This is a genomic window from Acinetobacter sp. GRABPA_MV_2, from assembly GCF_056725885.1.
In genome coordinates, this window is the sequence record NZ_JBWZNA010000007.1 from 79,322 (window position 1) to 91,942 (window position 12,621).

The 12,621-nt window shown below is 40.2% G+C and carries 12 protein-coding genes; 7 read left to right on the plus strand and 5 right to left on the minus strand.

Going from position 1 to position 12,621, the window contains the following annotated elements:
- Positions 1–28 precede the first annotated feature (28 nt).
- Positions 29–565: an NAD(P)H-dependent oxidoreductase gene (locus ACXM0J_RS08470; RefSeq protein ID WP_262470422.1), complete on the minus strand. Its 537-nt coding sequence runs from the start codon at positions 563–565 to the stop codon at positions 29–31.
- A gap of 92 nt (positions 566–657) precedes the next feature.
- On the opposite strand from ACXM0J_RS08470, the gene ACXM0J_RS08475 reads away from it, so the two are divergent.
- From ACXM0J_RS08475 to ACXM0J_RS08495, 5 genes are all read left to right on the plus strand, one after another.
- Positions 658–1,011: a winged helix-turn-helix transcriptional regulator gene (locus tag ACXM0J_RS08475; RefSeq protein ID WP_019457567.1), complete on the plus strand. Its 354-nt coding sequence runs from the start codon at positions 658–660 to the stop codon at positions 1,009–1,011.
- Between the two features lie 190 nt (positions 1,012–1,201).
- Positions 1,202–1,327, plus strand: coding sequence for a hypothetical protein (locus ACXM0J_RS08480; RefSeq protein ID WP_001000625.1), 126 nt, complete (start codon positions 1,202–1,204; stop codon positions 1,325–1,327).
- Positions 1,328–1,331: 4 nt separating this feature from the next.
- A complete protein-coding gene (locus ACXM0J_RS08485) occupies positions 1,332–1,766 on the plus strand; it encodes a CopG family ribbon-helix-helix protein (protein ID WP_001118705.1) in 435 nt (144 codons plus the stop codon).
- A gap of 12 nt (positions 1,767–1,778) precedes the next feature.
- Positions 1,779–3,590, plus strand: coding sequence for an allophanate hydrolase (gene atzF / locus ACXM0J_RS08490; RefSeq protein WP_262470420.1), 1,812 nt, complete (start codon positions 1,779–1,781; stop codon positions 3,588–3,590).
- Positions 3,587–4,609 (plus strand): ABC transporter substrate-binding protein, encoded by a 1,023-nt coding sequence (locus tag ACXM0J_RS08495; protein ID WP_104075763.1) that lies wholly within the window; start codon positions 3,587–3,589, stop codon positions 4,607–4,609. Before atzF ends, ACXM0J_RS08495 begins: the two co-directional genes overlap by 4 nt.
- 51 nt (positions 4,610–4,660) lie before the next feature.
- Here ACXM0J_RS08495 and ACXM0J_RS08500 read toward each other — a convergent pair whose 3' ends face one another.
- The 4 genes from ACXM0J_RS08500 to ACXM0J_RS08515 form a co-directional block, all read right to left on the minus strand.
- A complete protein-coding gene (locus ACXM0J_RS08500) occupies positions 4,661–5,542 on the minus strand; it encodes an ABC transporter ATP-binding protein (RefSeq protein ID WP_262470418.1) in 882 nt (293 codons plus the stop codon).
- Positions 5,542–6,486, minus strand: a complete 945-nt coding sequence (locus tag ACXM0J_RS08505) for an ABC transporter permease (RefSeq protein ID WP_009389057.1) — start codon at positions 6,484–6,486, stop codon at positions 5,542–5,544. The genes ACXM0J_RS08500 and ACXM0J_RS08505 overlap by 1 nt, the downstream gene beginning before the upstream one ends.
- A gap of 95 nt (positions 6,487–6,581) precedes the next feature.
- Positions 6,582–6,983, minus strand: coding sequence for a hypothetical protein (locus tag ACXM0J_RS08510; RefSeq protein ID WP_262470417.1), 402 nt, complete (start codon positions 6,981–6,983; stop codon positions 6,582–6,584).
- The gene (locus ACXM0J_RS08515; protein ID WP_262470416.1) at positions 6,976–8,316 is read right to left on the minus strand and encodes an MFS transporter; all 1,341 of its coding nucleotides are present in this window, start codon (positions 8,314–8,316) and stop codon (positions 6,976–6,978) included. The genes ACXM0J_RS08510 and ACXM0J_RS08515 overlap by 8 nt, the downstream gene beginning before the upstream one ends.
- A gap of 98 nt (positions 8,317–8,414) precedes the next feature.
- Between ACXM0J_RS08515 and ACXM0J_RS08520 the strand changes: the two genes are divergently transcribed.
- Positions 8,415–9,311, plus strand: a complete 897-nt coding sequence (locus ACXM0J_RS08520; protein ID WP_479750394.1) for a LysR family transcriptional regulator — start codon at positions 8,415–8,417, stop codon at positions 9,309–9,311.
- Between the two features lie 105 nt (positions 9,312–9,416).
- The gene (locus ACXM0J_RS08525) at positions 9,417–12,614 is read left to right on the plus strand and encodes a type VI secretion system Vgr family protein (protein ID WP_262470412.1); all 3,198 of its coding nucleotides are present in this window, start codon (positions 9,417–9,419) and stop codon (positions 12,612–12,614) included.
- The last annotated feature ends 7 nt before the right edge of the window (positions 12,615–12,621 follow it).

Sequence of the window (12,621 nt, forward strand, 5' to 3'; positions counted from 1 at the left end):
GCATCAATATTGATGCTCTCTTTTTTTATTATGCTTCGGTCAAATGCTTTAATACTTTATGACCATGTTCAACAGCTTCTAATTTAATTTTCGACTCTGGATTACCTGATAAAGGCGAAACGTCATAAAGCAAGTAAGTGGCGCTTAACTGCATTTGTGTATATTGAATTGAATATTGAACCGCTTTTAAAAAACTATCCGCTAAGTTTTCTCGGTCATTCACCATATCGGCTTCTTTTTGCCCGACCGTCATACTAATAATGACTTTTTTATCTTTTAATTTGTCGCCTTGAGAGCCATAAGCAAACTGATAAGTAAAAACTTCATCAAACCATAACTTTAAAATTGCCGGCATATTAAACCAGAACATAGGATATTGCAGAATGATGGTGTCATGGCGTAGCAACGCTTCTTGTTCAGCACTTACATCAATTTTATAGTCTGGATAAAGCTGAAAAATATCTCGGACTACAAGGTCCGGATAGGTTTTTATAAGTTCATTCACTATCGTTTTATTTGCAATTGATTGAGCGTAGTAGGGATGGGCCAAAATAAGTAAAGCCATAATAATGCCTTGTAGCTATAAAAATCATAGTCACTATAATTTTTATAGTATGGGTGTACAATAACTATCAAAGTTGATAGGTGGCATGAAAAATGGCAAATACTGAAAATAAATGTGAAATCACCATGAATGGAAAAACCTATCCATGTCATATCAGTATGGCTATGGATTTGGTGGGTGGAAAATGGAAAGGCGTTATTCTGTATTATCTAAAAGATGGGCCAAAACGTTTTAATGAAATCAATCAATTAATGCCAACCATCACAGAAATGACCTTAAGCCTTCAACTCAAGCAATTAGAGCAAAGTGGCTTAATCTCTCGAACTGTTTATGGTGAAAAAGCACCGATTAAAGTGGTTTATGAAATGACCGAATTAGGCCAGTCTTTTAAGCCTGTTTTAGAGTCTTTATCGCTATGGGCACATACGATGATTAATCAGTCATAAGATGAAAAATTAACTTTTTAAAAATATAAATATTAGCCCCATCCCTGTGCATGGGGCTTTTTCCTGCCCAAAAATCACTCATAAATACCCGTTTAATCTCTCAAACCACACTTAAAAACTGGCACATTTTCTGCATCTCTTATCAGTAATACAAAAACTGAATTTGGTAATACCAAACTAGAGGTGCGATATGAACGATGTAAAACCTGTGGTTCAACCAAAGCCAACTTTAAAAGCCTTTTTAGTCGAATTGCTCAGCGTACGTGCAGGCGTATATATCAAGCAAAACAATCAGCCGCCTAAAACAAAAGGATAAGACTGTGGCAAAACAAAAGTTGGCTCGAATCAGTATTACCGTACCTGAAACGACACTTAACGCACTCGATCAAAAAATTGTCGAGCAGAACTATGAAAGTCGCTCGCAAGCCATTGTCGACATGATTAATAAACACCTGATTGCAGAGCAGGCGCAGGCCAATGAAGTCATGGTAGGCACGTTGACGCTGCTTTATGACGCTAGCCAAATGACCTTGCGTAATCAATTGGTCGATTTACAGCAACAGTTTTTAGCACAGGTGATTAGCTCACTTCATATCCAGCTTGACCAACAAAAGATATTGCAAGTCATGTTAATGCAGGGCGCGAGTTCTGAGCTTAGACAAATTAGCCAGCAATTTATTGTGTTGAAAGGGGTGATTAAAGGGCATTTAGAACTGATGGATGCCGTCATGCCGCCTATACAGCAAAATGACTAAATGAGGAGTAGCGTGTTGAAAAATTTATGGACAATTCAAGACTGGAAAACAGCATATCAAAACGGGCAAATCTATCTTGCAGATCTGATTAGCTATGTTGCAGAAATTAAAAATGATGATAATGCGTGGATTGAAATTGCATCGAACGAGCAGATCCAATCGCAAATTGATGTTTTAAAAGACCAAAATATTGCTGACCTACCTCTATACGGTGTGCCATTTGCAGTTAAAGACAACATTGATGTCGCTGGCTTTCACACCACTGCTGCCTGTAAAGAAGCTCAATATTTAGCGACCCAAGATGCTGCCGTAATTGCCAAACTGAAAAAAGCAGGGGCGATTGTGGTTGGTAAAACTAACCTCGATCAGTTTGCAACGGGACTGGTTGGTGTTCGTTCACCTTATGGTGCAGTAAAAAATAGTTTTAACCCTGAATATATTAGCGGTGGGTCAAGCTCTGGTTCGTCAGTGGTGGTTGCCAATGGTATTGTGCCTTTTAGTTTGGGGACAGACACGGCGGGGTCAGGGCGTGTTCCTGCGGGCCATAACAATATTGTGGGCCTTAAGCCGACAAAGGGCTGGTTTTCTACCACAGGTTTAATTCCAGCCTGTCGAACTATTGATGTCATTTCTATTTTTGCGCTGCATATTGATGATGCGTGGACCATTGCGAATTTAATGCAGGGCTATGATGAAACAGATGAATATTCACGAGTACATCCAGCCAATGTACCGACTCAGTTTTCTAAACGAAAAATAGCTATTCCAGCTCAGCTTGAGTTTTATGGCGATCTTGAATCTGAAAAAGCTTTTTTAGTTGCAGTCGAGCGCGTAAAAAAACTGGGCTATGAAGTTGAGAGTATTGATTTCAGTGCGTTTAATGAGCTTGCTGCCGCACTGTATAACGATGCTTGGGTAGCTGAAAGAACAGTCGCCGTTGAACGCATGACCACACGTGAAAAGGCTCATCCAGTCATTGCTCAAATTATTGCGCAGGCAGATAAATTCAAGGCAACAGATGCACTTCAAGCTGAATATAACCGCGCCGTGCTTGCTCGAAAAATTAATTTGGCATTACAACCTTTTGATGCCTTGATGGTTCCGACAGCACCAACCATTTACACCATTGCCGAAGTTGAAGCCGACCCGTTGACTAAAAATGCACACATGGGAGCCTATACCAACTTTGTCAATTTTGCCGATCTTTCTGCTTTGGCCTTACCCAATGTACTCCGTGCAGACGGCCTACCAAGCGGAGTAACCTTTATTGCACCAGCTTGGCACGATCAGGCACTGGCTAATTTTGCGCAGCTTTGGCAAGCCGAAACATCGCTGGGTTTAGGTAAATCAACTCAACATTATCAAAAAAGTATAAACATCCAGTCGAATCATTCAGTGCAGCTAGCTGTGGTGGGAGCGCACTTAACAGGCATGCCGCTTAATTTTCAGCTCACTAGTCGCAATGCCACTTTGCTTAAGAAAACACAGACCGCAGAGACTTATAAACTCTTTGCCTTAAAAAATACCACGCCACCAAAACCGGGGCTGCAATGCGACGTGACAGGTACGTCAATTGACGTCGAAGTGTGGGATGTTCCCTTAGCAAATTTTGGAGCCATTGTGGCTGAAGTGCCTGCACCACTTGGTATTGGGAACCTGAAACTAAAAGATGGAACATGGGTCAAAGGCTTTATTTGCGAAGCTTATGCCATTCAAGATGCAACCGATATTAGCCATTTTGGAGGCTGGCGAGCCTATATACAGTCACTCAATCAAACCGCTCAAAGCGTTGTTAGTAAAAATGTTGGGGAAGTTTCTATATGATTAAAAAAGCGTTGTTATCCGTATCTATTTTATCGGCAGTTGTATTGGGCGGGTGTGACAATACCGCTAAAGTGCCTGAGGCTAAACAAGACACTCAGGCAGCCGCAAATACAAAACCAATTACCATTGGATATAGCGATTGGCCGGGCTGGGTGGCTTGGCAAGTGGCTATTGAGAAAGGCTGGTTAAAAGAAGCAGGGCTAAATGTAGAGTTTAAATGGTTTGATTATTCGGCTTCTCTTTCAGCTTTTTCGGCAAATCAGCTCGATGCTGTGTTGGTCACCAATGGCGATAACTTGGTAACTGCTTCCGGCGGTACTCAAGGCATGATGATTTTGGCAACGGATTATTCTGCGGGCAATGATGTCATTATTGCAAAAGAGGGCATTAATACCATTCAAGACTTAAAAGGAAAATCAATCGGTGTCGAAAAAGGCTTGGTTGATCATCTTTTGCTAGCAACAGCTTTGACTGACCATAACATTAAAGCGAATGAGGTGAAGCTGGTAAATTCAGCGACGAACCAATTACCTCAAGTGTTTAATAGCCCCGATATCTCAGCTATTGCTGTTTGGCAACCTGTTGCAGGTCAGGCATTAAAAGCAGTGGCAGGCTCTAAAATTATCTATACCTCTAAAGACAAGCCGGGTTTAATTTACGACACATTAACAGTCAACATGAGTCATTTAACTGCTCATCAAGAGGAATGGAAAAAAGTCATTCAGGTGTGGGATAAAACAGTTAAATATATTAATGACCCTGCAACCCATGCCGATGCGGTTAAAATTATGGCAAACCGTTCAGGGGTTGATCCAAAGCAATATGAGTTGATGGTCAGCGGTACGCATTTATTAGATATCAATGCCAATAAAAAAGTATTTGCTAAATCTCAAGGTTTTGACTCAATTTATGGCTCTAGCTATCACGTCAATAAATTTAATGTCGAAAATGGTATTTATAAAACTGAACAAAATGTAGATGGGCTGATTTATCCGACACTCATAGAACAACTCAAATAAGCTCCATAAAGCAAAAAGCCCAAGTTGAACTTGGGCTTTTTTGTGTCTGATTTATTTTTCTGTACTGACTTGAGTCATACGCGGTATTTTTGGTAAGTCTTGCAACGCAGGGTCAAGCTCATCTTCTTCAGCATGTACCAGATAATCAACTCGTGAACGGAGCTGTTTGAACTCAGGTGTACTCATTAAATCGAGTGAGCGTGGGCGGGGTAAATTAACTTCAATAATTTCCTTAATTTCACCGGGATTGGCTTTGAGTGCCACAATTCGGTCTGCCAGTAAAATAGCTTCATCCATGTCATGGGTCACAAAAATAATGGTGATATCAATGTTTTGCCATAAATCCATCAAGTGCTTTTGCATTTTTTGACGGGTGTGTGGGTCGAGCGCACCAAAAGGTTCATCCATGAGTAAAATTTTAGGTTGATTAACCAAGGCTCTAGCAATCGCAACCCGCTGTTTCATGCCGCCAGAAAGTTGATGTGGATACTGATTTTCATATTTTTCTAAACCAATAATATTGATCCATTCGCGTGCTTGAGCTTCGGCTGTCATTTGGCTAGCCCCACGCATTTGCGGACCAAACATCACATTTTCTTTTACAGTTTTCCAAGGGAAAAGGGTATAACCCTGAAATACCATGCCGCGTTCAGGGCATGGACCTGTAATGCATTCGCCGTCTACTAAAACTTCTCCACTATGGTATGGGTCTAAACCTGCGATAACACGGCTCAGTGTTGACTTACCGCAGCCAGAAGGGCCAATCACACAAATAAATTCTCTTTTATGAATTTTTAAATCGAGCTTATTTAAAACGGTGCGTTCGCTTTGACCATGCTTAAAGACTTGGCTCAGTTGTTTAGCTTCTAAAATAACAGGACGGTCATAAATTTTTTGAAAGTATTCATGCGCGTTAAATGTTGAATCGTTCATTATTTTGCTCCTACTTTCCAAGTGAACATCCGCTCACCTAACTTCATTAATAACCAATCACAGACCAGCCCAATTACCCCAATAATCAAAATAGCTGCATAGACATTGTCAAAGTTTTGATAGCGTGCCTGTTGGGTAATAAACCATGTAATACCCGAGGTCGTACCAATCAACTCTGAAACAATTAAATAGGTCCATGCCCAGCCCAATAGCACACGTAAGTCGCGGTAAATATCAGGTAAGGCCGCAGGAATCACCACGTGAAATAAACTTTTGAGCTTATTGGTACCAAGCGTATAGCCAGCTTCAATTAAGCTTCGATCTACCATTCGTGTGGTATTGGCAATAATTAGAATTTGCTGAAATAGCGTACCAATCACAATAATGGCAATTTTAGGCGCATCATTAATCCCTAAAATTGCCACAGCAAGCGCACCAAATGCAGGTGCGGGTAAGTAACGAAAAAATTCGACAAACGGTTCTGTTAACAGGGATATACGCTTAGAAAAACCACACAAAATACCCAGTGGAATCCCAATCAAGGAAGAGATAAAAAAGGCTGAAAAAACCAGTTTAATACTGTGCCATAAACTTTGATGAAACCACGGTGAATCAGGTTGTTCAGGTGGCGTGGTAAAGGCGGTGACCAAAGCCTTAGCGACTTCATGGGGAGCGGGTAAATAAATCGGATTAACCAAAATACCTTGTGGTGGTGCAGAATTTCGATTGACTGCATTTTGTGCTTCGAGATAGAACACATTTTTATCAATGCGACTTCCTACTTGTAAGTAAGAAACACTTCCCGAACTCGTGATTTGTACTTGAGGATGCCAAACAAAAGGTAAGTAACTGATTGCGCACCAAAGACATATTGGAATCACGAAAGAACAAATACTGAGAATCAGCTTGTTCTTTCGCGTAAATTCCTTTGCAACATAACCCATATCGAGAGCTCCCCATTTTGATCAGTATTACGATTTTCATAAAACGTAATATTGTTAAGCAAAATAGGTGCCATCTTTAAGGTGCATCAGATGAGTTAAGAAGACGAGGGAACTAAAGTTTCATGTAAATACACCCAATAACATTTTTTATCTTCTACTTTAATGCAGGCCGTAGAGGTACGCACTGTCTCGGTTTCATCAGTTTGCTGATGTTCCTGATATTGCACCCAACAATAATTTTCAAATTTGTATAAAGCTGTACTCTTAATAATGTCGATTTTTAAAGAGGGTTTCTTTCCAATATTTTGACTAAATAAACTATTCACTTCGGCGAAACCAATACTCTGACCGTGAACCGTTACCATCTTAAAATTTTGATCAAAACTATCTAAAAGCGGGCTTAGACTTTGCTCTGCATTTTTTCCTGTAAATACATTTTCTATTAAAACATGTAGGTCAATGACACTTTGAATGGCTTGATCCATTTGATTAGGCATGGGTTTTCTCCTTTAAAATGGGAATGAGTGAAAGTAAACAGAGCAAAGCTGCAATTAAAAAAGTATGTTGATAACGAAGCAAATCGCTTGAGCTAGACATCAAGTTATATATCGAAATGAGAACAACAGTACCGACAGTAAATGAAACTTGTCGATTAATATTCCAGAGCACACTTCCTTGTAATAAATCTTGGCCTGAAAAATCAATCAATGAGCTAATTTGGGCAATATTGGCACTTAGACCGCCACCCATACCCATCAATAAATATGAAATCACTAAAAAGCTTAAAGGGCTTGTGTTTGAAATACAAAACAAAAGAAATATGCCAAAGCTATGTAGGGTTATTCCAATAATAAGAAGAGACTTTTTTCCTAACCGTTGATAGAGCAGACCACCACTAATCATGGCAGTGAGTGCCCCAGTTGCATAGAGCAACATGAATAAACCAGTTTGTTTTGCATTAAAGCCGAAATTAAGCTGTAAATTAAAAATATTGAGTAAATTAACGCCTGTAAAAATACCCGGAACAGCGTAATAGACAATAAATGCATTACGTAAATTTTTATTTTTTAATAACTCAAGATTAAGAACAGGATGGGAAATGTTTTTCGCATGTCGAATATAAAAAATAAGCATTCCGACTGAAATTAGAAAACTAGTTATAGCGAATGAGGCGTTATGGTAATCACTATAAAATGAAAAGGAGAGTAACAAACATAACAGACTTATATTAAAAATAACTAACCCTTTTATGTCTGGTTTTTCACTCGACACATTCTCTGTTTTTTTAATCCAGAACCATGCTAGGGCTGATGCAAGTAAAGAAAAAGGAAGGTTAGATAAGAATACCCATCGCCAATTCAATGAATCAATAATCACACCGCCAATCGCAGGTGAAAATGCAGGGGCAATAAGCGCAATTGCCATAATCATGGTAGAAATGCGTTGGCGTTCTTGGTTCGGGAATAAGGCATATACGAGTGCTTGCCCGACTGGAATTAATAAACCTCCAGCTACGCCTTGAATAAATCGCCAAAAAATTAAGCTATAAATCGATTCACTAAAGCCAATAAAGCAAATGCTTATCGAGAATAAAAGCATCGAATAACACAATAACTTTTGGTTCCCAAGTTTGGTGGCTAACCATAAACTCATGGGCATAATTAAAATGAGGCCGAGAATATACGCATTTGTTACCCAAGCGACCATGGATGGACTAACTGAAAATGACGATGCAATATTAGGCAATGCAATTGCGGACATAAAAATGTTGATGCAATCAATAAAGAACCCAAGTAAAAACACTGTCGCTATTTTATATCGATAAGACATACCTACCTCCGTGCAGGCAGGGTAAGATCCAGCTCTTTTATTGTCGATGCAAGCGAAGTAAAATCATTGTTTGATAATTTTAAACAATTGGCTTAATTGTGCAAAAAAACCTCAAGCAAATTACCAGTTTTTTACAAGTCGTTGATTCTGGCTCTTTTACCAAGGCTGCTGAAATTTTAGGCTTAAGCCGATCAATGGTGAGTATCGATATAAAACAATTAGAAAAGCAGCTCAATACAAGCCTATTAATTCGCAATACCCGTAATATTGCATTAACTGAAATTGGTCAGCGTTTTTATGAGGATTTTAAACAAATCCAACTTCAGATTGATGAGGCATTTGAGCGAAGCCAACACTTAGGTACAAGCATTACAGGCACTTTACGGTTTTCGTCTACCAATGAATTTGGCCAACGTTTCATTTTGCCTTTACTTCCTGAGTTTTGTCGGCTTTACCCACATTTACGTTTACAGTATTCATTTAATTCATCTCTCGATGATTTAATCACTGAAAAATTAGATCTGGTTATTCGCCTAGGGAATTTAAAAAACTCATCTCTAAAAACTCGGAAAATTGGGGAATATCCAATTTATATTGTTGCTACTCCACAATTTATACAAAACCATCCTGTAGAAAATATATCTGATTTAGCAAATGTTCCGTGGATTGGTCACACATTATTGAACTGGCAAGATTCACAATATATTTTGGAAAATAGTTTAGGTGAGCAATATTCATTACCTTTTATTCGAAGTCAGTATGAATCAAACTCGGTCACTGCAATTCATCAAATGGCTCTCTCATCTTTAGGTATTGCGATTTGCCCAGCATGGTTAGTTGATGAAGATATTCAACAAAACCGGTTAATTCGATTATTTCCCGATTTCTCATTACCGCTACAAAATATTCAATTACTTTATCCTAATACTTCTAATTTATCGGCCAAAACGAGAGCATTTATAGACTTTTTGGTGTCCCATCTTTCTTTTAGATAAACTAAAAAGTATGTAAGTTAAGGGAAGATAAGCTATTTTATATAAATAGACAATTCTGTCTGTTTTTTATAAAATATCGATGATTATGACTCAGTTTTTATAATAATGATGTCCCATAAAATATTTCAAATTTTAGATAGTTTAGGGTTGGTCGCACAGAACCGCGTTCTTCATGTGCAATTTTCCAACGCATCATTAAACAATCAAGTTTTCTTGCAACGCATCGAGGGCGAACATACGCTCAACCAAGGTAGCGTTGCTGAATTACTGTGTCTGTCGACAAACGCGCATATTGCATTAAAACAATTTATTGGCTGTCAGGTTGCCGTCGATCAAGTCACTGACATGGGGCAGTTTTTTAGAACAACAGGAATTATTACCGAAGCGAGCCAAGGGCAAAGTGACGGTTCACTCACCATTTATAACTTAACCTTAAAAGACCCAACTGCACTTTGGCATAAACGCCGTAATAGCCGCGTGTTTATGAACAAAAGCGTGCGCGATATTAGCGAAATTCTGTTTAAAGAATGGCAGGGGAAAAGTCCGCTGTTTGCTTCAAGTTTAACACTCGACACATCTGGCTTAACGAAAGACTACGATGTGCGTCCATTTGTGATGCAGTCAAACGAAAGTGATTATGAATTCTTAACCCGTTTGTGGCGTAGCGAAGGCATTAACTGGTTAGTCGATGAATCACAGCTTTTGGTCGCTGATCCGAATGCTTCTATTCAGCCACAAGTGTTACGTTTGATTGATGAAAATCAGAATTATAAAGCTCTTGAACGCCGTAACTTACGCTACCAGCGCAGCAGTGCCACGGAACAGTTTGATACCATTACTCAAGTCAAGGCAGAGCGCCGTTTACAACCAACCTCTGTTCATGTGCAACGCTGGCAAGCCGATGCCCTGCAACAAGAAGAAGGCAGCGGCAGTGTACAAGGTAAGCAGCAGCACAGCGAACACTATGACAATGCCAGCCTAAACCTTGAAGATGCATGGCACGTTAGCCCCGCTTGGATGCAGGACTTAAACGGTGAAGATCAAGCTACAGCTTCAGGCAATAGCCAGATTGAACAGCTCAACCAGTACATTAATGCTTACCATCACCTGAGTTCTAAACAATTTACCGTTTCAGGCAATGTCCGTGATGCACAGGTCGGTTACTGGTTTGAACTCAATGACCACCCAGAACTTGACCAACATGACAGTGCCGATAAAGAGTTCTTAATCTTAAGCAAGCACTACTATAACCAGAATAATTTACCGAAAGAATTACAACAGCAACTTGAGCGCTTATTACCAAAAGACAAGCTCAAGGCAGCCGAGCTCGACAACCAAAACCCAGAGCAGCGCCACTATGCTGAGCTGAACGTGGTTCGACGCAACATTAAAGCTGTCCCTGAATATAACCCGCTAGAGCACCGACCAGCCGCTTACCCACAGCGCGCTAGAGTGGTGGGGCTGGAAGGCGAAAGCATTCATGTTGACCAGTGGGGACGTATTAAGGTCCGTTTCCTGTTTACCCGAACAGATGATCATAGTCATGATGGTGGAGCAGGAAGTAACGACAATGACACTGACTCCGCTTGGGTAGATGTACTCACTCCTTGGGCAGGGGCAGGTTATGGTGCACGCTTCTTACCACGTGTGGGTGAGATCGTGGTGATCGATTTCTTTGACGGCAATATTGATCGCCCATTTGTGGTGGGACGCATTCACGAAGCTGAACGTCACCCAACCCAGTTCGATCAGAAAGGCCAGTTACCTGATACCAAGAAACTCAGTGGTATCCGCTCAGAAGAAGTCGACGGTAAGGGCTTTAACCAACTCCGTTTTGATGACACGACAGGCCAAATCAGTGCCCAGCTACAAAGTAGTCATGCAGCAAGCCAACTAAACCTCGGTAACTTAAGCCATCCAAAAGACAAGGCTGAAAGTGAAGGCCGAGGTGAAGGTTTTGAGCTAAGAACAGATCAATGGGGCGCGGTAAGAGCGGGTAGCGGCTTACTCGTTACCACTCATAAACAGGACCAAGCCCAAGGTGTACATCTAGAGGCAGCTGAGGCCAAACAACAAATAGAAGGTGGCCTTAACAATGCCAAGGCACTCAGTGAAGTAGCTAAAAATCAGCAAACTGATCCATTGGAAGTTCTTGAGAACTTAAAAACGTTCATAGAACAAATTGAAGAAAAAGATCAAGACAAAGCTGCCGCTTTTAAGCAAGCCTTGATGATATTAACTGCACCTAACAGTATTGCTCTAGCCAGTAATGAAGACATTCACCTCAGTGCAGATGCTCAGTTAAGTCAAACTGCTGGAGACAGTATTAACCTGACCACTCAAAAGAACCTGATTGCACATGCCCAAAGTAAAATCAGCCTTTTCGCAGCGCAAGAAGGGGCAAGACTTTATGCAGGCAAAGGCAAAGTTGAGATACAAGCACAAGGCGATGGAGCAGATTTAATTGCCCGTAAAGCTGTGCAGATTATTTCAACAGAAGACAAAATTGAAATTAGTGCTTCTAAAGAAATCGTTATCACGGCGGGTGGATCTCAAATCAAGATTAATGGCTCGGGAATTTTCCCTGTCACTGGTGGCAAGTTTGAGGTGAAGGCTGGGCAGCATTTATTTATGGGAGGAGGAAGTGCGAATTTTAGTTCTTCACTACCGCCTCCGCCCAAACGTAGCCCAGGAAATTTAGAGCTCATCCATGATTATGCGCATGGTGAGTTTGTTAAAGGTGGAAGTTATACGGTTGTTGACAACTTAGGAAAAGAAGTCACTGGCAAGTTAGATGATAAGGGATTTGCAAGAGTTTCTGGCTTAGCAACAGGAGCAGTAAAAGTTTTCTTCGAACCAGATCACCGTGATCCTTGGGATGCAGCAAGTGACTTTAAACGTCCAGTTGAGTGGCCAAATAAGAATGACGCGGATAATGAGCAATCAGATTCCTTAATTGCACAAATGAGTAAAACAGCTCAGTCCAAACTCGGTGAATTATCTAAACAATTAACCAATCCTGCGAATATTATGAAAAATATTCAAACTGCACAAAGCATAAAATCTGAAGGAGCAAAGGCTTTAATGCCAATATTAAAAACAGAGGCGCAGGGATTAGTAACTGATCAAGTGAAAAGCTTTTTACCTATTTCAGAAGTAGGTCAAAAAATAGGGAGTAATATTGATCTTGCATCAATTCAAAAAATAAATGACTTCAGCAAATTAAGTTCTGTTGATAGCGGTAGTTTGCTGACTAACGCGCTTCCTCAATATTTGCAAAGTCCTTTTAAAAAGAATTCATAGAGAAAGA

Excerpts from the sequence above, each read along its gene's own strand:
- ACXM0J_RS08505 (WP_009389057.1), bottom strand. The coding sequence starts at position 6,486 with ATGGGTTATGTTGCAAAGGAATTTACGCGAAAGAACAAGCTGATTCTC.
- ACXM0J_RS08495 (WP_104075763.1), top strand. The coding sequence starts at position 3,587 with ATGATTAAAAAAGCGTTGTTATCCGTATCTATTTTATCGGCAGTTGTA.
- ACXM0J_RS08510 (WP_262470417.1), bottom strand. The coding sequence starts at position 6,983 with ATGCCTAATCAAATGGATCAAGCCATTCAAAGTGTCATTGACCTACAT.
- ACXM0J_RS08475 (WP_019457567.1), top strand. The coding sequence starts at position 658 with ATGGCAAATACTGAAAATAAATGTGAAATCACCATGAATGGAAAAACC.
- ACXM0J_RS08525 (WP_262470412.1), top strand. The coding sequence starts at position 9,417 with ATGATGTCCCATAAAATATTTCAAATTTTAGATAGTTTAGGGTTGGTC.
- ACXM0J_RS08515 (WP_262470416.1), bottom strand. The coding sequence starts at position 8,316 with ATGTCTTATCGATATAAAATAGCGACAGTGTTTTTACTTGGGTTCTTT.
- ACXM0J_RS08470 (WP_262470422.1), bottom strand. The coding sequence starts at position 565 with ATGGCTTTACTTATTTTGGCCCATCCCTACTACGCTCAATCAATTGCA.
- ACXM0J_RS08500 (WP_262470418.1), bottom strand. The coding sequence starts at position 5,542 with ATGAACGATTCAACATTTAACGCGCATGAATACTTTCAAAAAATTTAT.
- ACXM0J_RS08480 (WP_001000625.1), top strand. The coding sequence starts at position 1,202 with ATGAACGATGTAAAACCTGTGGTTCAACCAAAGCCAACTTTAAAAGCC.